26 protein-coding genes are annotated in these 25,523 nt (G+C 65.4%); 13 read left to right on the top strand and 13 right to left on the bottom strand.

All coding sequences use genetic code 11. The annotated features are described in order from the left end of the window. Positions 1 to 52: 52 nt before the first annotated feature. On the top strand, positions 53 to 2,020 hold the full coding sequence (locus tag ASD11_RS14230; protein ID WP_056289010.1) for an SIR2 family protein: 1,968 nt from the start codon (positions 53 to 55) through the stop codon (positions 2,018 to 2,020). Here ASD11_RS14230 and ASD11_RS14225 read toward each other — a convergent pair. Both ASD11_RS14225 and ASD11_RS14220 read right to left on the bottom strand, forming a co-directional pair. Then, positions 2,017 to 3,645: a hypothetical protein gene (locus ASD11_RS14225; protein WP_156464788.1), complete on the bottom strand. Its 1,629-nt coding sequence runs from the start codon at positions 3,643 to 3,645 to the stop codon at positions 2,017 to 2,019. The genes ASD11_RS14230 and ASD11_RS14225 overlap by 4 nt on opposite strands. A gap of 31 nt (positions 3,646 to 3,676) precedes the next feature. Continuing rightward, entirely contained in the window at positions 3,677 to 4,252 is a 576-nt protein-coding gene (locus ASD11_RS14220; RefSeq protein ID WP_056289005.1) for a hypothetical protein, read from the bottom strand. 401 nt (positions 4,253 to 4,653) lie between these two features. On the opposite strand from ASD11_RS14220, the gene ASD11_RS14215 reads away from it, so the two are divergent. Both ASD11_RS14215 and ASD11_RS14210 read left to right on the top strand, forming a co-directional pair. Further along, positions 4,654 to 5,826, top strand: a complete 1,173-nt coding sequence (locus ASD11_RS14215) for a hypothetical protein (protein WP_056289003.1) — start codon at positions 4,654 to 4,656, stop codon at positions 5,824 to 5,826. A 614-nt stretch (positions 5,827 to 6,440) separates the two neighbouring features. Beyond that, positions 6,441 to 7,679, top strand: a complete 1,239-nt coding sequence (locus ASD11_RS14210) for a sigma-70 family RNA polymerase sigma factor (protein ID WP_200940184.1) — start codon at positions 6,441 to 6,443, stop codon at positions 7,677 to 7,679. 40 nt (positions 7,680 to 7,719) lie between these two features. On the opposite strand, the gene ASD11_RS14205 is transcribed toward ASD11_RS14210, so the two are convergent. Beyond that, on the bottom strand, positions 7,720 to 8,025 hold the full coding sequence (locus tag ASD11_RS14205; protein WP_056288997.1) for a hypothetical protein: 306 nt from the start codon (positions 8,023 to 8,025) through the stop codon (positions 7,720 to 7,722). Positions 8,026 to 8,138: 113 nt separating this feature from the next. Here ASD11_RS14205 and ASD11_RS14200 point away from each other — a divergent pair, with 113 nt between their 5' ends. Then, on the top strand, positions 8,139 to 8,414 hold the full coding sequence (locus ASD11_RS14200) for a DUF3892 domain-containing protein (RefSeq protein ID WP_056288995.1): 276 nt from the start codon (positions 8,139 to 8,141) through the stop codon (positions 8,412 to 8,414). A gap of 324 nt (positions 8,415 to 8,738) precedes the next feature. Here the strand turns inward: ASD11_RS14200 and ASD11_RS14195 are convergent, their stop codons facing one another. From ASD11_RS14195 to ASD11_RS18230, 3 genes are all read right to left on the bottom strand, one after another. Continuing rightward, a complete protein-coding gene (locus tag ASD11_RS14195; protein WP_235503388.1) occupies positions 8,739 to 10,010 on the bottom strand; it encodes an AlbA family DNA-binding domain-containing protein in 1,272 nt (423 codons plus the stop codon). Between the two features lie 210 nt (positions 10,011 to 10,220). Beyond that, complete coding sequence (locus ASD11_RS17840; protein WP_268750721.1) at positions 10,221 to 11,402, bottom strand: reverse transcriptase domain-containing protein; 1,182 nt, start codon at positions 11,400 to 11,402, stop codon at positions 10,221 to 10,223. A gap of 176 nt (positions 11,403 to 11,578) precedes the next feature. Further along, positions 11,579 to 12,238 (bottom strand): SLATT domain-containing protein, encoded by a 660-nt coding sequence (locus ASD11_RS18230; protein WP_156464786.1) that lies wholly within the window; start codon positions 12,236 to 12,238, stop codon positions 11,579 to 11,581. A gap of 281 nt (positions 12,239 to 12,519) precedes the next feature. On the opposite strand from ASD11_RS18230, the gene ASD11_RS14190 reads away from it, so the two are divergent. From ASD11_RS14190 to ASD11_RS14180, 3 genes are read left to right on the top strand one after another with little or no spacing between them, the layout of a single operon-like run. Beyond that, positions 12,520 to 13,335 carry a TIGR04255 family protein gene (locus ASD11_RS14190; protein ID WP_082554459.1) on the top strand — a complete coding sequence of 272 codons (816 nt, stop codon included), beginning with the start codon at positions 12,520 to 12,522 and terminating at the stop codon, positions 13,333 to 13,335. Then, positions 13,335 to 13,976, top strand: coding sequence for a hypothetical protein (locus ASD11_RS14185; RefSeq protein ID WP_156464785.1), 642 nt, complete (start codon positions 13,335 to 13,337; stop codon positions 13,974 to 13,976). The genes ASD11_RS14190 and ASD11_RS14185 overlap by 1 nt, the downstream gene beginning before the upstream one ends. Beyond that, positions 13,973 to 15,049 (top strand): hypothetical protein, encoded by a 1,077-nt coding sequence (locus ASD11_RS14180; protein ID WP_156464784.1) that lies wholly within the window; start codon positions 13,973 to 13,975, stop codon positions 15,047 to 15,049. The genes ASD11_RS14185 and ASD11_RS14180 overlap by 4 nt, the downstream gene beginning before the upstream one ends. 601 nt (positions 15,050 to 15,650) lie before the next feature. Here the strand turns inward: ASD11_RS14180 and ASD11_RS14175 are convergent. From ASD11_RS14175 to ASD11_RS14155, 5 genes are all read right to left on the bottom strand, one after another. Next, positions 15,651 to 16,454: a DUF1295 domain-containing protein gene (locus ASD11_RS14175; protein ID WP_056288980.1), complete on the bottom strand. Its 804-nt coding sequence runs from the start codon at positions 16,452 to 16,454 to the stop codon at positions 15,651 to 15,653. 135 nt (positions 16,455 to 16,589) lie between these two features. After that, positions 16,590 to 17,549 (bottom strand): NAD-dependent epimerase/dehydratase family protein, encoded by a 960-nt coding sequence (locus ASD11_RS14170; protein ID WP_056288977.1) that lies wholly within the window; start codon positions 17,547 to 17,549, stop codon positions 16,590 to 16,592. Continuing rightward, positions 17,546 to 17,989, bottom strand: coding sequence for a MerR family transcriptional regulator (locus ASD11_RS14165; RefSeq protein WP_056288973.1), 444 nt, complete (start codon positions 17,987 to 17,989; stop codon positions 17,546 to 17,548). Before ASD11_RS14165 ends, ASD11_RS14170 begins: the two co-directional genes overlap by 4 nt. Before the next feature lie 68 nt (positions 17,990 to 18,057). Then, positions 18,058 to 18,363: a hypothetical protein gene (locus ASD11_RS14160; RefSeq protein ID WP_156464783.1), complete on the bottom strand. Its 306-nt coding sequence runs from the start codon at positions 18,361 to 18,363 to the stop codon at positions 18,058 to 18,060. Between the two features lies 1 nt (position 18,364). After that, on the bottom strand, positions 18,365 to 18,634 hold the full coding sequence (locus ASD11_RS14155; protein ID WP_156464782.1) for a hypothetical protein: 270 nt from the start codon (positions 18,632 to 18,634) through the stop codon (positions 18,365 to 18,367). 149 nt (positions 18,635 to 18,783) lie between these two features. Between ASD11_RS14155 and ASD11_RS14150 the strand changes: the two genes are divergently transcribed. After that, positions 18,784 to 19,413: a TetR/AcrR family transcriptional regulator gene (locus ASD11_RS14150; RefSeq protein ID WP_156464781.1), complete on the top strand. Its 630-nt coding sequence runs from the start codon at positions 18,784 to 18,786 to the stop codon at positions 19,411 to 19,413. A 7-nt stretch (positions 19,414 to 19,420) separates the two neighbouring features. On the opposite strand, the gene ASD11_RS14145 is transcribed toward ASD11_RS14150, so the two are convergent. After that, positions 19,421 to 19,909 (bottom strand): MarR family winged helix-turn-helix transcriptional regulator, encoded by a 489-nt coding sequence (locus ASD11_RS14145; RefSeq protein ID WP_056288962.1) that lies wholly within the window; start codon positions 19,907 to 19,909, stop codon positions 19,421 to 19,423. Between the two features lie 136 nt (positions 19,910 to 20,045). Here ASD11_RS14145 and ASD11_RS14140 point away from each other — a divergent pair, with 136 nt between their 5' ends. Together ASD11_RS14140 and ASD11_RS14135 are read left to right on the top strand one after the other, a co-directional pair. Then, positions 20,046 to 21,545, top strand: coding sequence for an MFS transporter (locus ASD11_RS14140; protein WP_056288960.1), 1,500 nt, complete (start codon positions 20,046 to 20,048; stop codon positions 21,543 to 21,545). 201 nt (positions 21,546 to 21,746) lie between these two features. Further along, complete coding sequence (locus ASD11_RS14135; RefSeq protein WP_056288957.1) at positions 21,747 to 22,928, top strand: PP2C family protein-serine/threonine phosphatase; 1,182 nt, start codon at positions 21,747 to 21,749, stop codon at positions 22,926 to 22,928. On the opposite strand, the gene ASD11_RS18830 is transcribed toward ASD11_RS14135, so the two are convergent. Continuing rightward, on the bottom strand, positions 22,925 to 23,059 hold the full coding sequence (locus ASD11_RS18830; protein WP_268750716.1) for a hypothetical protein: 135 nt from the start codon (positions 23,057 to 23,059) through the stop codon (positions 22,925 to 22,927). The genes ASD11_RS14135 and ASD11_RS18830 overlap by 4 nt on opposite strands. Positions 23,060 to 23,215: 156 nt before the next feature. On the opposite strand from ASD11_RS18830, the gene ASD11_RS14130 reads away from it, so the two are divergent. The 3 genes from ASD11_RS14130 to ASD11_RS14120 all read left to right on the top strand — a co-directional run bounded on the left by ASD11_RS14130 (position 23,216) and on the right by ASD11_RS14120 (position 25,370). Continuing rightward, the gene (locus ASD11_RS14130) at positions 23,216 to 23,887 is read left to right on the top strand and encodes a GAF and ANTAR domain-containing protein (RefSeq protein WP_056288955.1); all 672 of its coding nucleotides are present in this window, start codon (positions 23,216 to 23,218) and stop codon (positions 23,885 to 23,887) included. Positions 23,888 to 23,962: 75 nt separating this feature from the next. Then, positions 23,963 to 24,670 carry an ANTAR domain-containing protein gene (locus ASD11_RS14125; RefSeq protein WP_056288953.1) on the top strand — a complete coding sequence of 236 codons (708 nt, stop codon included), beginning with the start codon at positions 23,963 to 23,965 and terminating at the stop codon, positions 24,668 to 24,670. Position 24,671: 1 nt separating this feature from the next. After that, positions 24,672 to 25,370 carry an ANTAR domain-containing protein gene (locus ASD11_RS14120; RefSeq protein WP_056288949.1) on the top strand — a complete coding sequence of 233 codons (699 nt, stop codon included), beginning with the start codon at positions 24,672 to 24,674 and terminating at the stop codon, positions 25,368 to 25,370. Positions 25,371 to 25,523: the final 153 nt, after the last annotated feature.

Below are 25,523 nucleotides of genomic sequence, written 5' to 3'. Positions count from 1 at the left end.
AGGAGCGCGGTGATTCCGTACGCGGAGCCGCGCTCGTCGATACCGTGACAGCATGCCGAGGGACGAACTAGATGACGCGCTGCTCAACACGGCCTTCGCCATGGTCTCCAGCCCGGGTACCTACGCCTTATTGATCGGGGCGGGTGTGTCGGCGTCGAGTGGTGTGCCCACGGCGTGGGGAGTCCTGGAAGACCTGATCGGGAGGATTGCGAGCTCGGTCGGCGAGGACGTCGGCGAAGACCCCGCAGCTTGGTACGAAGAGCAGTTTAGCGAGATCGCGAGGTATGAAGCTGTTCTTGAGCGGGTCGCGGGTACGCCGCTCGAGCGGCAGCGGTTGCTCAAGCGCTACTTCGAGCCGACCGAGGAGGAGCGGGAGGGCGGACGCAAGCAGCCCACCTTGGCGCATCGGTCGATTGCGCGCTTGGTCGCAGGCGGGTTCGTCAGGGTCGTTTTGACCTTGAACTTCGACCATCTGCTTGAGCGGGCGGTTCGCGACGAGGGGATCGAGCCGACAATCGTGCGAACGGTCGACGACCTTGGCGGGCTCGGTCCGCTGCACACGATCGGGTGCTGCATCGTGCACGTGCACGGCGACTATCTCAGTCCTTCGGCGATGCTCAACACTGTTTCAGAACTGGCCGAGTACGACCCGAGGATGCTGGAGTTCCTCGGTAGCGTCTTCAAGGACTACGGCCTCGTGGCGGCTGGTTGGTCATCGACCTATGACCCAGCGCTCCGGCAAGTGCTGAGGTCTCATTTCTCCGATAGATTCACGTTGAGCTGGATCGAGCCGGGGGAGCCAGGGTCGGAGGCGGTTGAGCTTATGGCCGCCAAGCGAGGCCGCACGTTGAGGGTCGATGCTGATCGTGGTTTCGGCCGCATTGCTGACGCGGTGATTGCTATTCGTGACCGCGAATCGAGGCATCCCCTGACGGTCGGTGTTGCGGTGGAAACGGCCAAACGCGAACTTGCGGGTAAGTCCGTTGCGATTGGACTGCATGACGCTTTGCGTCGGGAACTGGACGCTCTGGACGCGATCCCAGAGTTTCGGCTTCCGGACTACCAGAGCGACTCGCAGTACGGTGGCTATGACGCGATGGTTGCGAGAATCCTAGAATCGTCGAAGGTAGCGTCGGCTCTTGTCGCAACTCTCGCTTACTGGGGCGACGATCAGAGCGATGGCTGGTGGGTGGATGACCTCGAACGCTTCGCTGCTCATGGCCGAGGTGGCGGCCTAACGGCGTTGCTCACGCTCCGACAGGTGGCGGGTGTGTCGTTGTTCTACAGCGCGGGGATCGCCGCGGTCGCGGGAGGTCGATACGGATTGCTTCGCCGTCTCTTCGAGCTGCAGACCGTGAACCCCTACCGTACAGGAGAATTCGACAGGCTTACGGTCGCTCTTGACGCCGATCGCGTGTTCTCCTCGGCAGGTGTGGCGAGGGTTTCCAGCCACATCGACCCCTTGCTGGCGGAAGCGCTGCAACTCGGAAATGGTTCACTGATCGAGTCGTGGCAGAAGTTTGAAGTCCTTCGCCTGGCAGCCGCAACCATGAACAGCGATCAGTTCGATGCGCGCAGCGCGAAGCTGACACTTCTGGAGCAGAATCTTTTTGACGTCGCCGCCAGAGTCGAAAATGCCTTGAAGAATGACCAGCCGGTCGACGAGCTGCGGCTCGAGCAGAACGACGCCTGGCAACGTGCCGGGCTTGAGCTCGGTAACTTGGCGAGATTTGTGCCGCTTCAGCGACCCCGGATCCTGGCTGAGGACGATCGGGGGGATGACGGGTATCGGAGTCCGTTTGCTACTCGCCTAACGCTTGAACTGGAGGGTCAGGGTGATCGTCACATTTTGATTCGGCAAGGAGTGGCTGACGAAGCGTCCCGACTCGTTGCCGCGATCAAGGCTGTCAACCTTCGAGCGGGCCGGAGCGGAAAGGAGATAGCTTGGCAGTCGCGCGGACCAGACGGATCCATTCCCATGGCGATTTGGTTGGACTCGGGGAAGCCGCCCGAGGGCTAGTTTCCGAACTCATAGTTCGCGTCGTCGAGGTGCGAGAGATTCCATCGCGATGCCGAAGAGACCTCGAAGCCCGGTTGAACCGTGACCAGGTCCGGTGCCCAGGCGACAAATACCTCACCCTCGGGCACCACGAGAACTAGGTCGTCGGTGGATGGGTTGGACTCTGGTGTTGGGGTCACGGACGTGGCATGCGCATCAGGGTGATGCAGAAGCACCCGCGGAAACGGGACTTCGACCTGGCCGACCGTGAACATTCGCTCGGATCGGAGGACGACCTCTGGAATCGTGCGTGACGCAGCGACAGCAGACAGCGGGCCTGGTGTAAAACGGACGATCTTGCCCTCCCAAAGAAGCCTTGCCACGCGCAGCTCTACCCGGGCTGAGTTTGTGTACGAGCCATGCAGGGGACTGAGGTTCGTCTGGGTGGCCTTCTCGATGGCGACCAAGTCTCGAAGGGTCTCGAGCTCGACCTCCCGGGCAGCTACAGCGCCTTCTGTTACATCTGGGATGCCGAGGGTCGCGAAGGGAAGACCAGTCACGACAAACGATGCTCTGCTCGACGACGCCAACTGCTGCTGAAGTTCGGCCTCGGTCAGCAGGGTGGAGTTGGACTCAGTATGTGCTCCCACGTTCTCAAGGCGGCCGTCGGCGAGCGTCTCTCCTGACGCCGAAAATGAGAGCTCGATCTCGAGGACGTTCTCGATCAGTGCGCTCCAGAACAGTCGGCCGTCAGCCTGCCGCCGATTGCTGACAGCCGCGGCGTAGCTGGCGACCTGCTGCCCAGTCTCGTCCTCAAGAACGAAATCCACCTCGTTGCGAGGATCCATGCGTAACACGTCGACCACGGTAAGTTGCTTGAACCCTTCGGGGGCGTCGCCTGCCGACACGCTCAGATCGGGTGCCGGCGTACCAACGTCGGCGATGAAGGCTGATGCCGTGTCCACAAGTTCGGATGCTGCGACGACTACGGGTTCGTCGAGGGCCTGGGGCGATAAGGCGAGCGCCCCAAGTTTGTCGAGCACCTTGAGGTAGTCCAGGGTGGTCAGCGCGAGATCAGCGACGAGCGAGAAGTACATGACGGCCGCGGCGAACCTCTCCTTGACCGGGAAAAGTTGCCCGTCAGTCTTCTTGCCCCTGAGATCGACGTGGACGACGTCGCCGTAAAGCCAGGCTGACGCCAACTGAGTGTCTGAGACTTGGGGGGTCGCCTCCGTTCCGTCCAGCAGAGATGACTGCATCGAGAATCCGAGAACGGTGTCAGAGTCGGTGTCGAAGCGCGACCAGTCCTCGCGCAACGTCGCGAGGTCCTCGGTGAGCGCAGACTTGTCGTCGCTCGGCAGGTCAGCGCTCAGTAGCTTGTCCTCGATCACGTCGAGAACCGCGCCGTGGTGGACGCTCTCGGTCTTGACCAGCAGCGGGCGCACGCGTGCCGCCAGTGATTCGAAGACCTCCTCCTCTGGGAGGGAGCGTGTCATCTCCATCGTGCCGTCGAGTGCGATCGTGCCGGACATCGTGAACTGCCCAAGTTGGCGCAGCGCTGCACGATCCTTCGCCATGGAGTGGGCCCCGATACGGCGCGCGCGCAAAACGAAGAGATCGATGAAATCGAGAGTCTGGGCAGTCATGATGACGCCATCCTGCGGCAACCGCGCCAGTTCAGTCGCGCGGCTCGCGGATGCTCCTGCGTGCGCAGGCGAGGAGCTCGTCTGCGTATTGCTTCACCGTCACCATTGCGCCGGTGAACCCCTCCGAGGCCGCGTTGGTCGCGTCCTCCTGCCACTGAATGCGCCTCTGCAGGGTTGGAAAGTTCTCGATTCCACTTGGAGCCTCGCGGACGAGCTTGGAGTAGTGACGTACCCGTTGCCCGATACCCTCCATGATGCCGGCGTCTTGGAGCGCCTCGATCACCCGGTCGAGTGCCTCGCGGCTTTCGGACGATGCGTATGCATCGATGGACGGACTGACATCGGTGAGCCTGTCCAGGAGTTCGGAAAGATGCACTGCAGACGTGGCGCGTTCCTCGGCGACAACTGTGTCCTCGTAGGCCAAGAGGCTGCGGCTCTCTTTGATGGCAACGAAGAGTGTCTCTGACTTGAGTTGCCAGACGCGTTTCTCAAAATCCAGTCTTGTTTCGTGAGACCGCTGCCGCTCGCTCGCGAGAAGATTCGAAGCGACGGTGATACCAGCGACGGCGGCAGAGGAGATTACGGAGACCGTAGCGATGTCGACCATATGGTGAGCATGGGCCCGGGGTGCGACATTCCTGCTGCACGTCGATTGAATTCGTCCCACACGTGGCCCGTGCGTTGCGGCCGGTAGATGATGGACGTCGCTTGGATCTGCTCAAATGAAGCCACTTCGGAAGGTTCGAAATGCCCCGGAGCGCAATGTTCACAACAGAGGTTCTTGAGGGCTGGGGGCTGAGTGCCGAACTGGCCAAGCGGACAACCACGCTGTGCACACGGATCAGTCGCGCGACGGACCTCGATGACCTCGGGCAGTTTGAGGGTGAAGAACTTCGCCGGCACATCAGTGAGATCCGACCAGCGACGCCGCTCATCGACGGTGCCCGGCCCGCGAGTCTTGACGAGGGCGGACCACCTCGGCGAGACGTCAATGGCAACCGTGGACCGATGACTGTTCGTCAGTGGATGGCCTACCCCGTTAGCGGTGACCACGAATTGCTTCGGCATTGGCCCGACAATCCCTTCCTCGATCATGAGGCCCTCGACGAGGGGTACCTCCCTGACAGCGCGTTGCGGGTCGTACCTCACGCGCTGTCGGAGGATTTCAGGTACGTGTGGGACAACGAACCCACGTGGTCTCTCTCGCCGACGACAGGTGCGTTCGTCGATGAACGTCTCGAATGGGCCCTCTATACGTACATCGATCTAACTCTCGATGAGGAGGAGGCGGTGGCCGACGGACGACTGAACGTCCGCTCCATCTTCGAGGCACGACGGGCCCACATCGAACCGATCGTGAAGGCCGTGGCCACACAGGTCGATCGCTACTTCGACGAAGAACTCCCCGAACTTCTGAATGACTTGGTCGAGCGTCGCCGTCGAACCCTCACTAACCGCAAAGCGGTGCTCGAAAGTCTGACGTTCCCGGACGACTGGAAAGCTTCGCCGCCGGCCGTGTTCGTCGGCCCTGATCCAACCGCGGAAGCATCCGGAGTTGGGCAAGAGGCCAGCAATCCGGGGGGAGGCGTGGAGGCCGAACTTCGCGAGAACGTCATTGAAATCGCGGTGGAAAAGCGGGCCAGGCTGAGCCCGGTCGCGTTCGAGGACGTCCTTCGTACGATGCGAGTTTGGGCGAACGCGATCGAGCGCACCCCCGATGCCTTCTCGCAGCTCGACGAGGATCGCATCAGCGACCTCCTCGCAGCGACACTCAACGCGACCCTGCCTGGCGCTGACCGCGAGGTTTACACGCAGGCCGGCAAGTCGGACATATTCGTAAGGGCGGACACGCTCAGCGAGGAGTTTGGACCGGCCCGGGTGTTCATCTGTGAGTCGAAGAAGGCCACGAGCCACAGGGTCATCGCCGAAGCCGTAGATCCTCAACTCTTCGGTTACCTAAACGTCCACGACACGTCGGCCGTAGTCCTCATCCTCGTTCATCAGCAGAGCCTGCAAAGGACGCGCGAGACCTACACGCGCGTGCTCGAATCAGTCGTCGGGCATCAGCGCACCCGCGACAGCATCGTCGAAGGCTGGCCGCTACTTACATACGAGAACCAAGGTCGAATGGTCGAGGTGTGTGCCGCATTCGTTCACGTGAGGCGCCCAAGACGGCAGTGAGTTGCAGCCCGCAGAGTGCCACAGTGCCAGTGATTACGGCGAGAGCGTCATGTCGCGAAGCGCTGAGCGTGAGCCAGTTTCCCGCGTCGCCTGAGCAGGATCCTTAGTCTGCAGAAAGTCCGCAACGGAGTCCATCGCACCCAAGTAGCTCGTCCCTAGCCAACGCTGCCGACTACGCGCCACCCCCTGAATCACAACGATCTCGCCAGCAGTCAACAGCGGTCAACGGGCACCAACCAGGGGGTTCTCGATTCCCCTGGTATTACTGACGAGTAACATTGCCGCAGATCAGAGGCGGGTTGGGTGCTTGCTAGTCCGCATCTAGTCCGCAGAAGTTTGAGGCGGCTTGACTGGAACCCTCCGTTTCGCGAATCCGAGCGACTGCAATTGCAGCAGTCGACCCGGCCGCCGCAGCTCCAGTTCGGGGCTCAGTAATAGCCAACGAATTCATCGAGCCGGGCTGGTTGGGCGGCTGATGCGTCCGCCCAATCTCGGTCGTCATTAGCAGACCCTGGTCGGCAGGCTGGAAATCACGGGGTGGGTCGTCGAACGGCGTTGCCAAAGTTCTTCGATTCGGCAGGAACGGAAACGCCGAGCGTTGCCGTGGTGTAGGTATGAACAACAACATTGGCTCTCATCTGGAAATCATGAGCACCGACGACGAGACGACGCCCGATCACCTTGAAACCTGGGACGGCGGTCACGTGTTTCTCCCGGTCGAGGAGGCGACGCCGGAACAGCATCCGGCGCTCTACAATCTCTCAGCCGGCCACCTTTTCGGAGGTGTCATCCGGCCGATTGTGCCGGACCCTCCCGAGTACGTCGCGCTTGATGTGCGCGACCGCGACTTACAGGTGGTAGCTGAAGTCGCGCAGTGGAACATGCTCTGGGAAGCGGGACAGTTCCGGCGGCGATTCTTCGATCAGGACGACCTCCCCGAGCCCATCGCGTCAATTGCCGACATGGGGGACATCAACACGATCCTTGTGCCCCGCACGGCGACGCGCTTCTTTGAGTACGAACCGCTCTTTCACCTGTTGCCGAAGGCGACCCTCAGCCGGTTTGGCCTTCCGCTTCTTCGCCGCGGCTTGTGGCCCTACCAGGCTGACTGGTCAGGGATCGAACAGTTCCTCCCGGAAGACTTCGAAGATCGTCTCGCCCGTGCGTGGGCCTGGACGGTATGGCCCCGAATCAATTCGGGGTCGGGGCTGAACGCCTTCAGCAGGGACGATCCGATCAAGCTGCTGGCGCACAACCTCGACTTCTGGGTACCTCCGATCACCGACGTGATCGAAAGCGCGCTCCGCGAACTTCCCGAGGTCGATAAGGGTAGAGAGGTTGGGCCCGTAATCCTCGAGGACGGAAGCGCGCTCGAAGGGGCCGTCACGGGGAATCCTCGGATGGGCGGGTATGCGTGGGTCGGCGAAGAATGGGCGGATGAAGTCGTACGCGAGACTGTCGATTTGGCCGACCAGACTGGCCGACTCAGGGACATCATCGACGCCGTGCGGAGTCACCGACTTGAAGATGACTTCTCGACGCGATGGTCGTACGCGCGCGAAGACTTTGAGCGAAAGCTTCACCGCAAGCGCAATAGGGTGCAGGTCCGCTTCGTCGAGCTGACCGAGACGATCCCGGTGCAAGGGAGCGAGTCGGACTTCGCAGATCGTGTCGTCACCAATGACTTCATGGCGCTACTCGATCGCGAACAGCGCGAGGTCGTCGTGCTCCTCGCCAGCGGACTGCGCCAACACGAGGTGGCAGAGAAGCTTGGCTACGCCAACCACGGCGCAATCTCGAAGAAGCTCTCCCGCATTCGTAAGCAAGCAGAACACTACTTCGAGCTGGATTAGGAAGGCCATATCGTCGCCGGCAGCACGCGTGATGCAACGGTCAGGTGAATGCTGCCGCGACGCCGTAGATCGCCCCGATTGCCAAGCAGACCCAGGACACCAGGTCCCAGTAGACGCGCCGGTAGTCGTGTAGCTCTCGAGGCGAGGTCAGGAGCTCCCGCGTGACTTCGCGACGACGACGGATGCGTCTTACGGGATGAGTCCACCGGACCTCCTCCATCAGGCCTCGCGCCGCTGCGAAGTGATGAACGAGCTTCTCATCAAGCTGGTGCGTCCGGAGCCGCCAATAGACCTGAATCGTCGAGGCAAGCAGCGCGGCTATGGAGGCCGTCTGAGTAAGCGTCATGACTTCACGATGTCTGACGGCGCGGACAAACTTGCAGGTAGTGAATGATCGGAAACTGTCACTGCAAGGCGGAAGGCTCGGAACAGGATTCGCAGAATTTAGGAGGAGACGACATGGCAGTTCAAATTACCCACATTCGCCTTGCCGGCGGCGGCCACGAGAACATCACTGACTACAGGTGGCGGAGCCTCGGCGATGGGGAGGTCAACAACTCGACCAAGGCGACGATGGTCGACTGGATCGACAACAAGGACGGCACGGCCTACATGGGAAGTGGTGCGGATCGCGCTGACGTCGGCACTGTGCACCCTACCGGCGGCGCGGCCTATCTGCGGACCTACGCGGATGGGGTCTGGACCAACAATTTGTTGGCGCTGCCTCAGTTCTAAGTCCCCTTGTTCTAGGCACCTGGCTCCTTGGGGTTGAAGGCGAGAGGGTAATGCCGACCAGGCAGGCTAGTCGCCGAGCAAGCTTTAGGCATGAGCGGCTTCGCTCGCGGGCTCGACCCGCGGATCTGGTGCGGCCTGTCTCCCTCGGCCGGTCCTCTCGGGATTCTGAGAGCGCGTGGCGATCTGCGACCGTTGAGCGGGCTCGTTTGGTGACTTCGGGCGATAGGCCGCCAGCACGCCTCACCCACCTCGGGCCCCTTTAGATGCGGAATGATCGCGCTGAAGTTTTGGGCGGCGGAGAGCCTTGGGCGGGGCTGGGTCCGGTTAGTCGTCCAGGTCGATGGCCAGGCCGAGGCTGCTGGCGTCCAGGATGGTGTCCGAGTTGAGCTGATGGCGGGCGTCGCGGGCTACGTCCACGATCGCCTCGGCGGTCTGGTCACGGCCAAGCGTTATCGGAACATCAGACAGGACTGGCAAGAACTTCGACGTCTGATCCTGCGCTTTCACGTGGTCGAAGCCGCCCCTGTAGTTACGCCTCCGGAATGTGGAGTCGGCTGGCAGGACCGCCAGCTTGAGCGTGTAGTCGGAGTTGATGCCGAGCTGTTGGGTGGTCATCCACAGCAGGTGAAAGAGCGCCTCGCAGGCGTCGTCGATATCTGTGTCGCCAAGGGTGGGCCCGACGAACGGATCATTGTCTTGCGGTCCGTAGAAGCCGCCCCGGGTCATGGCAAAGACGACGGAACCGTCGTTGTGCACCTCAGCGAGCCCGCGCACTCGGCCTGGCCCAGCGTTGCCCGGGGTGGTCGACTGACGAAACCGTCGCAGACCAGCGCGCACCTCGGCACCGGACAGCATCCACGCCGGCGAAATTGCAGGTGGGGCCGGGGCGGTGCGCGCCCAGGCGGTGCCGAAGATGTATGACGCCGTCGTCTTATCCATCCGCTGCCGGGAAGAGCGCGGCTGCACAGGCGACGCGACAACGACGAGCCACGGTGCTGAGTCTGTGTACGCGCTCACGGTCTCGTCGAACAGGTGGGTCAGATCAGCGTCACGTTGACGTCGCTGGTCGAACCGGGCCCGGTAGGCGGACTCGATCTGTCGCTCTACCATCCACTCAGTGTCGGACCCGTTGCGCCACGGCACCCCAAAAAGGTCACTGTTCTTCGGACGGATGAGGTGCGGTGAGTCCGGGCTCGCTGGCACGCTCACCGCGACAACCACGTCGCTCGTGTCGAGTTCGTCCAGGACACGCACGTCCAACCCAACGACCGGCGGGTAGATGAGGTTGCTCGCCACCTGTTTGAGAGTCCGTACCTTCCGCTCGTCGACGGGCCCCACCGACTTGATGTTTGACGCGCATGAAGCATCCGTCTGGCGATCCTCTTCGACGCCGTACAGAACCAGACCGCCGGAACCGTTCGCCATCGCCGCTAAGTCTTTGGCCATCTCTGCCTGCTCGTGCACACGCTGCTCCTGGGACCTTGTATCTGAGAGTGGGTACGAGCCCTTCCACTCCAAACGGTCGCTCTCGGCCACCCCCTCAGCGCACGCGCGACGGATCAGCGCAAGGTCCAGTAGACCGTCAGGCTCGCCCATCGCCATATGCAGGGGCGACAACGTCATGAAGACCAGCTCTCCTTCAGTGTTTGCGGTCCGGGCGTAGCAATCTGGTGCGACGAAACAAACCGGCGTAGCGTCGCCTGCGACAACGTCGCCATGCTGCATCGGACGAACGGCGGCGTCCGACTTCGTTGACTCATCAGCTCCTTCTGCCCTCGTAGTTGCCCCGCCAACTGCAGGCTGCGTTTAGGAAGCAGGCTCTAGGTCACGCTCCATCTCGAGAACGTGGCGGCGCACGAGGCGTCGGTATGTCCTCATCGCCTCAGTGTCGGACATCCTCGTCACGGTCGTGGGCTGAAGTCCTTCAAGGTCGACAAGCTCGCGGCGCGCCCTTCCCGGCGTAATGGCGTCCAGATCGAATGCGTAGTGCCGGAACCGGAGGTTGTCCTTGCTTGCCCAGAACGCTGAGATGAAGCGCTTAGGTTTCGGTGAACCGAGAAGGGCATAGCGGCGCAGGAGCTTGTCGACGAGCGAATCTAGTCGAGCAAGTTCATGAAGGGCGTCTACCCGATTGTAATAGCGGATCCAGCCGCGTGCGTATCCGTCAATCACGCACCCACCTATGAGGAGGTCAAGGCGCCAAAGGAGCCGCTTCCTCTCTCGATCTGCTTGAGGGTCGACCAGCGTTTTACCTGCCTGCGAGATGAGCCTTGCAAGTTGGCTCTCGATCTTTCGGATACCAGCATCAGAAACGTTAACCGACCGTCCGTTAAACTGATACCCCAAATACTGGAATCCCGATGAGATCCGACCTTCCTCGCACTTGCCAGGAGTGCCTAAAGGGTGCGTCGAGAGTCCAATCGATCGAAGATCATTTTGCATTCCTGTTAATGAAGCCGGAGCGCCGGAACTGAGTACAAGGATGTCGTCTACATAGCGAAAATAGGCTCTGGACTTATGCTGAAGGTCAAAATCGCTGAGGTAAAGTTCGGCAAGTAGCGATGAGATGGAGAGTCCAAGTGGTAGGCCCGAGGACGCTGATGTGAGGCCGCCGCTTCTCTGTCCGAACGCAACGGTTGGGTTCCGCAACGCGCGATCAATCAGATCAAGCAGCCGATCGGTCCGAACCTGGCGCCGGACGCGCCGAAGGAGCACATCGTGCTGGATCGAGCCGAAATAATCTTGGATATCGATCTTCAGGTAATGGCTGTAAGCACCAGAGTTGACCGCATCGACGACCCGGTTGATTTTGCGCTGAGGTGGTTCAGGGCCCCTGTGGAGGTAGACGTCAGCGAGGCAGTCCTTCATCGCGGATAGGGCGAGCCGATCCCGGACGGTGGGGATGGCGAAAACTCTTGGAGGGCGGTCTCGACCCCTCGAGGCGAGACCTTCACGATAGTTCGTGAAGCGAAACTTTCCGGCTCGCATTGCGCTCGAGACCTCTTTGACCAACAGCTCTTGGCGGCTTCTGGACCATTCGTCGACCGAACTCGGAACGATGCCATCGAGGCCGACACCGTGCGAGCTGGGCACGCTGCTTAGCAGACGGTGACGTAGTGCCCGTTGGGTCGTCCTGGATCTGAATGCGGCATTTGCCTGAACGTTCATCGCAAGAGGTCGAGAGCAATTTTTCCGAGCCAGAGGAGACTCGCCAGCGTTATGAGAATTGGCAATGCTGTCAGCAGCCCCTGCCGGAAGCGCGCCTCATTTTGAAGCTTCCTATCTCGCGCTTCATTGTCGCCTTCGCGAATCGTCATCGCTCGATAAAAATCTAGCGGTGTGTGATTCTCAGACTTATCGAGCGCGTCCTGATACGACGCGTTTAGGTTCAAGCAATCATGCTGTGTCGCGAGCTTGCCGCCACGGACTTGCCAGACTTCTGCCTCGGAAGAAACTTTCTGTATGGCCCGAAAGCTATGAAAGAGGTCTCGCGATCGGCTCTCATATTTGAGCACGGCAACAATTAAGGACAGCACAAGTGTGATTACGGAGAAAAGAGCCGCACCAACGTCCGAGTTGGACACCGGTCTAGTGGAACTGGCAAGCGAGTAGACCGAAGCGCAAACGGCCGTCGCCGAAGCAACGGACAACGAAATCATCCACAGCATTCCTCGCAGCGCGAGCCGCTCCGATGCTCGCGCTCGACTCACAAACGTCAGATACGTCCGACGCTCGAACGACTTAAGCCACTCATCGGAGGGCGACGGTTCTGGCGGGAGCTCATGGTCGAGTTCGAGTTTCGCTGCAGGCTTTGGTCGTTTCATGACGGATCGACTCCTGCTGCAGTTGAGGGTGCGCGACGCAGATTTCGCGTGGTCGACGATGCCGACAATTCACTCGCCATGCCATGCATGGTAATCCACCATGACGCAGCCAAAGGTGCTAAGCACTTCTACACAGAAGCCTTCCCCTCGGGTGGCCCCGCGCACGCGAAGTCTAGGGCAGTCGCCTTGGCCTGACGCCAGGCAGTAGGTCGATCATGGTTCTCGGCGCGACCAACGACTTGTCACACCCATCCGTCATAGTGTGAAGTAGACTGTGAAGCGTGGAGGAACCCTTGCACGGACCGTTCGACAACCCCAGCCCCGGCGACGTACCCCTGCCGGCCGCACCGCTCGTGCGCGTCCTAGCTCAGGTGCGGTTCCCGCAGTACACCCGCTTCCTACGTTCACCCGACGCTTTCGCGCTCGACGTGGCCACCGCCCTGTCCGAGGACTACCCGCACTTCGAGGCCGGCGAGGAAGCCAACATCATGATTGGTCCCGACGGCGTCACCGCCGGCATGGGCGGAGTGAAGGTCTGGAGGCTGCGCAGCGCCGACAACACTTGGACAGTGTCGTTCTCGACCAACTTCATGAGTATCGAGACCGAAGCCTACGAAAGCCGTAGCCACTTCACCGCACGCCTCCAAGAAGCGTGGGAGACGTTCAGGTCGGTAGGTGCTCCTCCATCCGTCGAACGCATCGGGGTGCGCTTCCTCAACCGTGTCGAGCAGCCCCACGTGCTGGACAATCTCGTGACATACCTCCGCTCCGAGATCAGCGGCCTGGTTGGCGTGCACTCAAGCAAAGCGGCGCTGCTGCGCTCCATGAGCGAAGCGCTGTACCAGTTTGAGGACGACAAAGGCTTCACCGCTCGCTGGGGGCTGATGCCTGCAGGAATGACCCACGACGCCACACTGCCTCCAACTGCCGGCAACTCTTGGCTCCTCGACATGGACTCGTTTCACGCCTGGCACCCCGGCACATACGCCGGTGATGACATCGCCGGCGTTACTGGCGAACTCGCGCTCAAGGCCTACCAGTTTTTCCGCTGGGCCGTCGAACCCTCATTCCTTCAAGCATTCGGAGGTGACATCTGATGACCCTTGCACCATTCCCGCACGAAAACGCCCGAACCGAACCCGCTCTGCGCAAGGTGGCTGGGCCGGCAGCGTTCCTGGCCCTCACCACCCTCACCGCGGCGAGCACCCTGGTTGGCGTGCCAGCCATCGGTGTAGCCCATGACGGCACCTTGTCCTCGGTCATCATCGGCGACCACTCCGACAACACCGCGACCAGCTTCATCGCTTGGGAGGCCCTCAGCCCGACCCAGTCCGACACCGAAGTCACCACCACGCAGATCCGTTCACAGGCGCCAGCCGCGCGCACCAGCCAGAATGAAGTGCTGTGGGTGAAGGAACAGTCCGGCCTGACCTGGGACCAGCTCGGCAAGGTCTTCGGAGTGTCCAGGCGCGCTGTTCACCTCTGGGCGAACGGCGGTCGGGTCAACGCCGCGAACGAGCGCGCCCTGCGTAACTTCGCGGCCGCCGTCGCCGCCGCAAAGGGCGAGACCCCTGACGCCACCCGGGCCGCGTTATTGTCACCCGGAGAGGACGGGAGGAGCATTCTCAGCGCTTTCCAGCGCGACCGAGTCGCCGCGAACGGACTCCCGTGGGGTGAGCCGTTCACGGCCGAGGAGAAGGCCGGCGCCGGCAAGGAAGGCGCGGCGACCGACGCGTGAAGTCACTGGCATCGGCGTGGCGTGAACGCCGGCCAGCGAAAAAGAAGCCCGTTGTCGCGGCCCCCGCGAACCCTTCCGCTCCTGCCGCCGCTTCCGCGAACATCAATACTCCCGCTCCTGCCGAGCTCACCGATTGCTCAGGCTGGCGACAGGCCGACGTGTTCAACCTTGACCACCTCTACGTCGTAGACGCCGGAGGCAAGCCCCGCCGCGTCGATACCCCCCTCGGCATCGCCGTCATCAGTCAGTCCTGCGACACATCGCAGCCGTCGAAGGACCACATCCATGTCGCACCAGTCGTCCGCCTCGACGGAACCGCCCGCGCAGAGGCGCTCAACGGCAAGCGCATTGCGTACGCCGCCCTCCCTCAGCTCGATCCGGGCCACTTCGCCGATCTAGACACCATTACCACTGTCCACAAGAACGCCCTCGCCGATAAGACCCGCACCCCCGGCGTCCACACCGACCATGACACCCGCCGGTTCGCCGGCACCGTCTCGCGCAAGTTCGGACGCTTCGCGTTCCCCGACGAAGTCGTCTGGACCCTCCAGCCGCTCCGCGACATCCTGGCCTCGAAGGCCCGCAAGGAAGCCACCCCTCTCGGTAAGCTCCTCACCCACATCTACGCCATCCGCGTCGAAGCGCAGAACAACGGCGGATGGCTCAACGCGCCCTACGACCTCAGCCTCGTAGTCATCTTCAACGAAGGTGTCCTGCCTTATCCCAGGGCCGACGACAATCTCCCCGCCGAACCCGCCGAACTCCGCACCTCCCTCTCCCTGGCGCCCGGACAGCCCGCCATCGGCAAGGAGGCAACTATCGCCGACATCCTTAACCGGCCCACCACCCCCATGGAGCACCGGTACTGGCTCTGGCAGTACCTCCTTGACGCTTGGGCGCAGCGCTGCGAACAGGCAGCCGACCAATGCGGCGTCCGCGCGATCATCGCATCGGTCAGTGCCGAACCGATCCCAGTGGACGAGTTCCCGCTCTCGAGGGCCAACAACAGCGAAGACCTCGACCTGGACTACCTGTCCGAGCCGCTACCCCGGGCACCGAAGAGCCAGACCTAGCCTCTGCCTGCTGTGCGGACCTCTGCACGATTGCGGACGTTCGAGGGGCCACCGCCCACGTCGTGTGGGGACAACTGGAAGATTCCGCCTCTGGGCGCCGACGTGTGTCGGTTGAATCGGACACGCTTCGCGATGGCATCGACGTCACGACCCCAACCCAGTGTCACGAAGACGTCAGTCCGCAAAATGTCCGCAACGGAGTCGATCAGGCCCAACGGGCCCAGTACAAGCCAACGCTGTTCAACTACGGACTACCCCTCGAATCGCAACGGTTCATCGAGGGCCAGCAGCGGTCAACAACCGCCAATCAGCTGGTTCGCCTTTCCCCTGGTACTACTGACGAGTGACATGACCGCCGGTCAGGGCTGTTTGAAGGCTCGTTGGTCCGCGCCTGGTCCGCAAGAATCTGAGCGGCGTGCTGGACGACCTGGTGGCTCTCGCGGTCCTGCAGTCGTTCCGCGCCGAGCCGGTCGGCGAGCCCCTCCTTCCCGCGCCAGGTTTGCCCCTGCAACGGCCCGCCGAGGATCCGTTGGCCGGCGAAGGCTCGAGACGCTGCGTCAGCTTGAGAGGCCGTGGCGATGAAGCCGCCGCCGGCAAGGCCTCAGCCTCGACGCGGCCAGGGGAAGAAGAACGGCACGCGGCGCTGGTAGTCGCGGTAGCCGTCCCGCTCCTCCATGTGCTCCTCGGTGCGCTTGGCACCGGTCGCGTACATGAGGAAGTAGCTCATCGCCGTGGGCGCGGGAAGGGTGAGGAGCGGGGGGGCCGAGGCCGCGCCGGCGATCCAGACTCCGTCCCAGACGAGGGAGTCGCCGAGGTAGTTCGGGTGGCGGGAGATGCCCCACAGGCCGGTGTCGAGGACGTCGGGCCGCTGGTCCCTCGGCTGCTCCATGAACGCCGACTTCTGCCGGTCTGCGACGGCCTCCACCACCGCGCCCCCGACCGCCACGGCGACGCCGAGCGGGAACAGCCACCGACGTCGACCTCGGGTGGCGGACGCGGCGCTGACCTGGACGGGCGCCGACACCAGCAGCTGGGCCACGGCCTGGGTGGCGAAGACCTTCGCGACGACCTTGGCGGTGCCGTCACCCTCGAGGAAGTCGGTGTACCGGGAGTCCTCCTCGTCGCTCGAGCGGAGCCGCCCGAGCATCACGCTCTCCAGTCGCGCCGCCCACGCCGTCACCAGCGCAGCCGTGGTCCACCGGCGTGCGCGCGATCCGTTGCCGACGACGGCGCTCGTCACGGCCACCGCCGCGAGGCCCGGCCCCCAGGCCGCGTCGGCGTAGTCGCGTCGTCCGCGGCGCAGTCCGAGGACGGCGGTGGCGGTCTGCAGGAGCGTCACGACCACGCCCGAGGATAGGGAGACACGAACGAGGTTCCGGCGGTCGACCGCCGACGAGGAAGTCATTCCTCGAACGTAGGCGGGACGCCGAGGCCCCGCCTCCTGGCCAGGCTCGGCAGCGCTGGTCCGGGATCGACCAGCCGCCCGGTGCTCGGCGTCGGCTCGGCGTCGGCGTGGACGGCCTCCCGTCGGCCTGCGGGTTCAGGCGGACCGGATCCGGAGGACGTCCTCTCCCGTCTCCGCGATCGTGTCCTCGACGGCGCGCGGCCTGAACCCGAGCTCGTGGCGCGCGCGGTCGTTGTGGATCACGAGCGGAGGAGGCTCCTCGTCGCCGGCCAGCGCGACGGCGACCTTCTCGGCGCGTGGGCCGAGCCGGTCGCGGAGGATCCGGCCGACGTCGGCGAACGTCCGGGTGGGGCCGTCGGCCAGTGCCAGGTAGCGCCGCCCTGCGGCAGCAGGCGTGGCCATGGCCATGAGGTGGAGAGCCGCGACGTCGCGCACGTCGACGATGCCGAAGCGCTGCGGGGGAGCGACGGTCAGCGTCCCGCTGAGCATCGCGTCGATGACGTCGAGCGAGGAACGGATCTCGGTCCCCAGGCTCGGGCCGGCGATCCAGGTCGGGTTGATCACGACGAGCTCGGGGGCGTCGCGCTCCTGCTCCAGGAAGTCCCAGGCCGCTCGTTCCTGGACGGTCTTCGCGAGCGGGTACGCGGCCAGCCCAGGCGTCTCGGGGTCGGTCCAGTCGTCCTCGGTGTAGTCGCGGACCGGCTTGGGCGAGTAGCCGATCGCGGCGAACGACGAGGTCATGACGACGCGTCGCACCCCGGCGTCCCGGGCGGCACCCAGGACGCGGAGGGTCCCGTCGCGGGCCGGGATCACGACCTCGTCCGCTCCGGTCCCCAGGATCATCGGGGCTGCGACGTGGTGGACCTCCTCGATCCCCGCCGCGGCGTCACGCCAGCCCTCGTCGGAGGTGAGCGAGGTGTGGACGACCTCGACCGACCCGGCGTCCAGCCCGGCGCGGCGCAGGTCGTCACGCAAGGACGCCTCGGAGCGGTCGGTGCGCACGGTGGCGCGGACGTCGGCGCCGCTGCGCACCAGCTCGGCGACGACCCAGCTCCCCAGGTAGCCGGAGGCGCCGGTCACCAGGACGCGGGTCATCGGGCCACCGCCTGCAGGCGCGGAGTGACCTCGAGGACGCGCTGCATGGCGACGGCCTCGGCCGCCGCGTCGCCAAGGGACCGGGCGTCCCACAGCGCTGACTTCACCTTCAGGTAGTCCTGGTGGACGCGCAGGGCGGCGATCTGTTCCGCCACCCGTCGCGCGTGTCGCTGCAGCAGGTCGCGCTGGGCGGCCGCCGCGTCGGGCCCGCCGGCCGCACGGTTGGCCTGATAGGTCCGCATCTCCTCGATCCCGACACCCATGGTCCGCAGGCAGGAGAGCACCTGAGCGCTGTCGAGGTCGGCCTCGCCGTAGCGGCGATACCCACTGCTGGGGTCGCGGTCGATGGGACCGAGGAGCCCGACCTGCTCGTAGTAGCGCAAGGTCGGCTCGGGAAGACCGCTCTGCCGGGCGACGTCCTGGATGGTCATCTGGGTCATGGATCCAGTGAACCAAGGTTCAAGCGCTTGAAGGCAAGCCCAGCGTCAGGAGCTCCGAGCTCAAGGTCTCAGGAGGTGCCCCGATGGTGCCCCGGTGCGGGTGCAACGTCGACGGGTCCGCCGGCTCGTCGTCGGTCGCCGTGCTCGACGGGCCGCGAGATCACACCGACGACGTGGCCGTCGACCTTGCGAAGCGTGACGTGGACCTCGACGCCGTGGCGCCGGACGCGGTGCTCGAGCTTGCGGACGAGCTGTTCGCCGGGAAGGAACGCGTCGCCCCGGAACATCCAGGCCCCGAACCGGCCGAGGTCGACCCGGCCGTCGCGGGCAGCGATCAACCGGGGCATCACGTGCTTGCGCAGAAGATGTCGCACGTCATTCCGCCGCTGCGACGTCGGCGAGGGTCCGGAAGGCGTCGACGAGGAGTCCGCGCCCGTCCACGTCCAGGATGTCGGCCGCTCCCAGCACCAGCCCGACGGCGATCTCCGTGACCATGGCCATGGCGGCGGGCGGCCCGATCCGCGCCCCCAGCATGTCCAGGATCCGGCTCACGGACTCGTGGTCCGGGCCCGCGCCGTTCGCGATGGCCAACATGGCCGCGATGGCCAGGCGCTCGCTCTGGACGTCGCCGGAAGGTTCGGTCATCGAGGCCACCGGGCTGATACGGGTCCGGAGGTGTTGCGGTGGAGCACCATGTCGGCGCCTCTCAGTCAACCCGAGAAGGTTATCGGTACGTCAGCGTACTACTAATTTCTCTCGCTGGGGTGGTCGGGTCTGCCGATAGGGTGACGGCCATGGCTCGCCCCGTCCGCTCGTCGGCCGATCGCGTTGCTGCCGAGGCGGAGCAGCGCAGCAGGATCCTCAGTGCCCTTCTCGAGTGCATCGAGGAGATCGGCTACAACGCCACGACCATGCAGGAGGTCGCGGCCCGGGCCCGCGCCTCGAAGTCGGTGATCTACGCCCACTTCGACAACAAGCTGGACTGCTTCCTCGTGCTGTACGAGCTCGTGACACGCGTGGAGCTGAGGGTGGTGGCGGCTGCTGAGTCCCGAGCGGTGAGCGCAGGACTCGGCTGGCAGGCGCGAGTCCGTGCGATGTCGCTCGAGTTCCTCGAGCTGTTGGCCCGAGCGCCCGGCATGACCACGGCGGTGCTGCTCGAGCTTCCAGCGGCTGGCCCCTCGGCCCTGGCGCGACGCCGGGTGACGATGGACCTGTACCTCGACTCGCTGTCCGTCATCGCCGAGGACATGGCCGACTCCTACCCGGACGAGGTCCGCCGGGTGGATCGCTCGTGGATGCTCGCTGCCCTCGGCGGCGTGAACGAGCTGGTCCTCGAGCACATCGAACGGTTCGGTCCCGCGACCGTGGCCGACATCGTCGACGACGTCACCCGTGTGTTCGTCGAGATGCTCGAGCGTCGCTGAGCCGACGTCACGAGGACGAGGCCGCAGCCTCTCGGTCGGCCACTCGGGCGAGCAGGTCGAGCAGCTGGGTGCGCTGCTCGCAGCTCATGCCGTCGAGGACGCGGGCCTCGGCCGCGTCGCGGGCCTCGGCGAACTTGGCATGGACCTTGCGTCCCTTGGCCGTGATCTGCGGGATCCGGACGCGCCGGTCCTTGGGGTCGGCCGTGCGCACCATGAGGCCGAGCTTCTCGAGCCGGTCGAGCACGCCGATCAAGGTGGTCTTGTCGACGCACACCATCTGGCTCAGCTCGAGCTGGGTGTGCTTCTGGCCGCTGTCGAGTGCCGCGAGGACGAACCAGTCGCGGGAATCCTTGAGGCCGATCTCGACCGCAGCGCGGTCGACCTCGGTGACCATGCGGTCGGTCGCGGCGTGGAGCAGGAACGCGAGGTCGTCGGGCCGGAACCCGCCCACGCAGGACGAGACGGCGTTCTCGTCTGCTGACCGGTGGGTTCCCATGTCCTGCAGGATACGCGCAGGTGAAGATCGGGTCAACTCAGATGAATGCGACTCAGATCATCTTGACTCGGACGATCTAGGTCCGTACGGTTTCTCTCGACTTCCGAAAAACTCACCCAGACCGTGGAGAGACATCATGAGCACCACCCACACCGAACCACCTTCCTCGTCCGTCGAGCCCGACCCCAAGCGCTGGATCGCCCTCGTCGTCATCGCCGTCGCCCAGCTGATCGTCGTGCTCGACGCCAGCATCGTGAACATCGCCCTGCCCTCGGCCCAGGAGGCGCTGGGCATCTCCGACGCCAACCGTCAGTGGGTCGTCACGGCGTACGCCCTGGCCTTCGGCGGCCTCCTTCTCCTGGGTGGTCGCATCGCCGACTTCATCGGCCGCAAGCGAGCCTTCGTGATCGGGCTGGTCGGCTTCGGCGTGGCCTCGGCCATCGGCGGCATCGCCCAGACGCAGATCGAGCTGTTCGGCGCCCGCGCCCTGCAGGGCGCCTTCGCCGCGCTCATGGCGCCGGCCGCTCTCTCCCTCATCACGGTCACGTTCACCGAGCCCAAGGAGCGGGCCAAGGCCTTCGGCGTCTACGGCGGCATCTCCGGCGGCGGCGCAGCGCTCGGCCTCATCCTCGGAGGCGTCCTCACGGAGTACGCCTCGTGGCGTTGGACCCTGCTGGTCAACACGCCCATCGCGATCGCGACCGCCGTGGCCGCCGTGCTCGTCGTGCGGGAGAGCCGCGCCGAGGGCAAGGCTCGTTACGACCTGCCGGGCGTCATCACCAGCACGGCCGGTCTCGTGGCGCTGGTCTACGGCTTCACGCAGGCCAACGAGAGCGGCTGGTCCGCCCCCAGCACGATCAGCCTCCTCGTTGCCGCGGTGGTCCTGCTCGTCGCCTTCGTGGTCATCGAGAACCGTACGGCCGATCCGCTGCTCCCGACGCGAGTCTTCACCGAGCGCAACCGTGCCGGTGCCTTCCTGGTCGCGCTGCTCACCGGGATGGCGCTGTTCGGGATGTTCCTCTTCCTCGTCTACTACATGCAGGGCACCCTCGGGTACTCCGCCGTGAAGTCCGGCCTCGCCTTCCTGCCCTTCAGCGTGGGCGTCGTGGTGGGCGCCGGCGCGGCCAGTTCGCTGCTGCCGCGCTTCGGTCCCCGCCCGCTCATGGTCGGCGGAACGGGCCTGGCCGCCGTCGGCATGCTGCTCTTCATGCAGATCACGGTCGACGGGAGCTTCCTCACCAACGTGCTCCCGGCGCAGGTCGTCATGAGCATCGGCATGGGCCTGGCCTTCGTCTCGCTCTCGAGCACCGCGCTCGTCGGCGTGGAGGACCACGACGCGGGTGTGGCCAGCGCGCTCGTGAACACGATGCAGCAGGTCGGCGGCTCGCTGGGCACCGCGCTCCTCAACACGATCGCCGCCTCGGCGACGGTCGGCTACGTGGCCGCGAACGGTCCCGAGAGCCTCGCGGTCGGCACGGTCCACGGCTACACGGTGGCCTTCGGGTGGGGCCTGGGCGCCCTCGTCCTCGCCACGGTCCTCGCTCTCGTGCTGGTCACCAAGCAGGAGGCGCCCGCGGTGGAGGACGGCGACGAGACGCCGTTCGAGCACGCGGAGGAGCTCAGCGCCCTCGCCTGAGCGCCACCCTCACGACGCCCCCGTCCGCAGCCACTGTGCTGGCGACGGGGGCGTCTGTGCGTCGAGCCGCGCGGTTCGGTCGTTCCGGGCGATCGTGCAAGACTGGGCCACTGACCTTCAGCCACGAGGGCAGCGCGGGTCCACGTCGTGGCATGCTCGGCCGGCCCTCGCCTCTCGCGTCCTCGTCAGAGAAGAGTGCCGATGATGTCGTCCACACGACCCAAGCTGGACCCGGGGGCGGAGCTGCGTCAGCTCCTCACCTCGGTCCGCGAGTCGCTCGGCGCCGACACGGCCGTGATGCTCCTGCTCGACGCCACCGGCTCGGTCCTCGAGCCGTTCGCGTCCTCCGGGCTCGACGTCACGCTGCGGACGGGCGCACGGGTGCCGGTCGGTCAGGGCTTCGCGGGATCCATCGTGTCGACCCGCAAGCCGCGGGTGCTCGAGCAGGTGACCGAGCAGAACGTCGTGAACCCGATGCTGAGCCGCCGGGGGCTGCAGTCCCTGCTCGGTGTGCCACTCCTGCGCGACGGCACCGCCTTCGGCGTGCTGCACGTCGGCTCGCTCGTCCCGAGGACCTTCGACGGGTCCGACGTGGAGCAGCTGGAGAAGCTCGCCGCCGACCTGTCGTCGTGGTTCATGGACCAGTCGCTGGCCGAGCACCACACCGCCGCGCTCGTGCTGCAGCGCAGCCTGATCCCCACCATCCCGCCCGCCATCGAGGGCCTCGACGTCGCGGGTCGCTACATCCCGGCCGAGGGCGACCTCGGCGGCGACTGGTACGACGTGTTCCCCCTGCCCGGCGGTCGCGTCGGCTTCGTGATGGGCGACGTCCTGGGGCACGGACTTCAGCCTGCCGTGGTGATGGGCCGCATCCGCAGCGCCCTGCGCTCGTACGCCCTCGTCGAGGAGAGCCCGGCCCGGGTCCTGCAGATGCTCGACAAGAAGATCAGCCACTTCGAGTCGGGCACCTTGGCGTCGGTGCTGTTCGCGGTGAGCCATCCGCCCTTCGAGTCCTTCACGATGAGCAGCGCGGGGCACTGGCCCCCTCTGGTGGCTCAGACGGACGGCCCCACGTCGTCGGCCGACGTCCCGACCGATGCCATCCTCGGCCTGGTCCCCGACGTCGTGCGCACTGACACCGAGGTCGAGATCGGACGGCGCGGCTCGCTCTGCCTCTTCACCGACGGGCTCATCGAGCAACGGTTCACGCCGGGCGGGCCCGTCGACCCCGACGCCGGTCTCGCCCTGGTGACCCGGAGCTTCTCGGCCCGTCAGACGGCGGAGTCCGCCTGCATCACGATCGTGAGCGACCTGCTCCCCGAGCAGGGTTCTCCGGACGACGTCGCGCTGCTCGTCGTCCGTCGTGCCGCAGACGACCTCTAGCTCGCGCGGTGGCCCGGACTGGGCACCACGTCAGGCTGGGCCTGGTCGGGGTCCTCAGGCAGCTCGGGCACGTCGTCGGGGTCGCCCGGTGTCGGGTCGGGGACCAGTGGCTCGTCAGGTGCGATCGTCATGGCGGCTCCTTTCCTCTGACGACCGAGTACCCCGGGAACGGCAGGCCACTCGTCGTGCGACCTCGCTGGGCAGTGGCGCCGCGGGTGCCGGGCGTACTACGTTCGACGGAACCTGTGGCAGCCCGTCACTGCCTCTCTCGCGCTGAGGAGCAGTGCATGAACGACTTCGTGGAGACCTTCGCCGAGTTCGCCTCGGCGCTCACAGACGCCCAGGACTTCGACGACACCGCGGACCATCTCATCCGGTACGCCGTCGACAGTCTCGGTGCCAGCTTCGGCGGCATCACGCTCATCCACACCAAGGGTCGGCTCGAGACCACCGGCGCGACGGACCCGATGGTCGAGAAGGTGGACCTGGCCCAGTACGAGCTCGGTGAGGGTCCGTGCGTGGACGCGGCCACCGACCTGAGGTCCTCCGTCTCCGGGTCCGTCGGCCACGACGGACGCTGGCCCCGGTGGGGCCCCGCAGCCGAGGCCCTCGGCGTCCGCAGCGTGCTGTCGGCCGACATGCACGGCCGCGACCGGCGGATCGGTGCGCTCAACCTGTACAGCACGTCGGAGGACGTGTTCATGAGGGAGTCGGTGGAGATCGCCAAGGTGCTGGCCGACCAGAGCGCAGCGGTCATGGCGGCGATGAGGGCCGAGGAGGGCATGCGCGCCGCCCTGGAGACCAGGACCGTCATCGGACAGGCGCAGGGAATGCTGATGGAACGGTTCGGCCTGGACGCCTCGCAGGCGTTCTCGGTCCTGCGCCGCTTCTCCCAGGACAACAACATCCGTCTGGTCGACGTCGCCGGGCAGCTGGTGTCCACCCGCGCCATCCCGTGAACGGACCGGCCGTGCCGGGGTGCCGATGCGCGGCCACCGGCGCTACCGTCGAGGCGACCCGGACGGAGGCCAGCGGTGACTGACGAGCACCAGGCGCTGATCGCGCGGCTCGCTGCCGTGCTGGCCAGCCTGCACGCCATGGACCCGGGCGCCCTCCGCCTGTGCGAGGCCGGCCGACGCATGCTCGACGCCGACGGTGCTGCGCTCAGCGTCGCCTCCTCGAGCCAGGTCATGGTCGTGGCCAGCACCGACGATCTCGCGGCTCAGCTGGAGGACCTGCAGGAGACCGTGGGCGAGGGGCCCAGCAAGGACGCGCTCCGCGAGCAGTCCGTGCAGGTCGCGGCCTTCACCGAGCACCGCGACGGACGGCGGTCGCTCATGCACGAGCACGGCCAGCGGATCGGCTTCACCGGCACCATGATCGCGGTGCCCCTGCGTCCTCGCGACCGCGTCATCGGGACACTGACCGCGTACCGGCAGGACGCCGAGGCTCCGGTCGACCACCGGACGGCTGAGTTCCTCGGTGTCGCGCTCGGCACGGCCCTGCTCCAGGACCCGGCCCTCGGGCTCACCGACGACCTCCTCGCCGAGGCGTGGTCGGCGCGGGCCGAGGTCCACCAGGCCACGGGCATGGTGATCTCCCAGGTCGGCGTCCGGCCGGAGGACGCCATGGCGCTGCTGCGTGGCCAGGCCTTCGCCAACGGCACGACGCTGCTCGACGTGGCCCGGCAGATCATCCAGCGCCGCATCAACTTCCGAGACTTCACGATCGAGGGTGACTGACATGGAACCAGCACGCGCTGCCCAGGCACTGGCCGAGGCGTCGTCCTCGATGACCAGGCCGCACGACGTCGTGGGTGCCCTGGGCGACCTCCTGCAGGGCTGCCTGTCCGGCCTCGCGGTCGACGCGGCCGGCATTCTGGTCGACGCCGGTGGGCACCTCGAGCTCCTGGCCTCCTCGAGCCACGAGGCGGCCGAGCTCGAGACCCACCAGCTGCACGTCGACGAGGGTCCGTGCGTCGAGGCGCACGCCACGGCCACCTCGCTCCAGGCGCACGGCGAGCGTGAGCTGCGTGCGCGCTGGCCGCAGTTCGCATCCACGATGCTTCGCTCGGGCTTCCACTCGGTGCACGCGGCTCCGCTCGTCCTGCAGGGGCAAGGGATCGGAGCCATGGGCATCTTCCGTCGTGCCGACGAGCCCTTCGGCACCGAGGAGGACGCGGTGGCCCAGGCCTTCGCCGACATCGCCTCCATGCTGATCCTCCACACGAACGACGTCGGGTCCGACGAGATGTCCGAGCGGCTCCGCCGCGCGCTCGACGGCCGGGTCCTGGTGGAGCAGGCCAAGGGAGTCCTGGCCGACCAGCGCGACGTCGAGATGGCCGAGGCCTACCGGCTCCTGGTCGAGGGTGCCCGTGAGCGCCGCCTCGACGTCACCACGTGGGCGTCGGAGGTCATCGACGGCGCCCAGCGCGCGCGGTGACGCGACCCCTTCAGTCGATGATGATGGCGTCGCCTCGCCGCCGCAGCGCCTCCAGGCCGTCGCGCATCGCCTGCAGCTGCTCGGGGGAGTGGCCCACCCAGTCCTCCAGCTCGGAGACGACGCGGACCGGCTCGGTGGTCCGGTAGGACCGGG

The sequence above is a fragment of the Aeromicrobium sp. Root495 genome (assembly GCF_001426755.1).
Classification (GTDB): Bacteria; Actinomycetota; Actinomycetes; order Propionibacteriales; family Nocardioidaceae; genus Aeromicrobium.
This window is presented reverse-complemented; position numbering and strand designations above follow the sequence as displayed.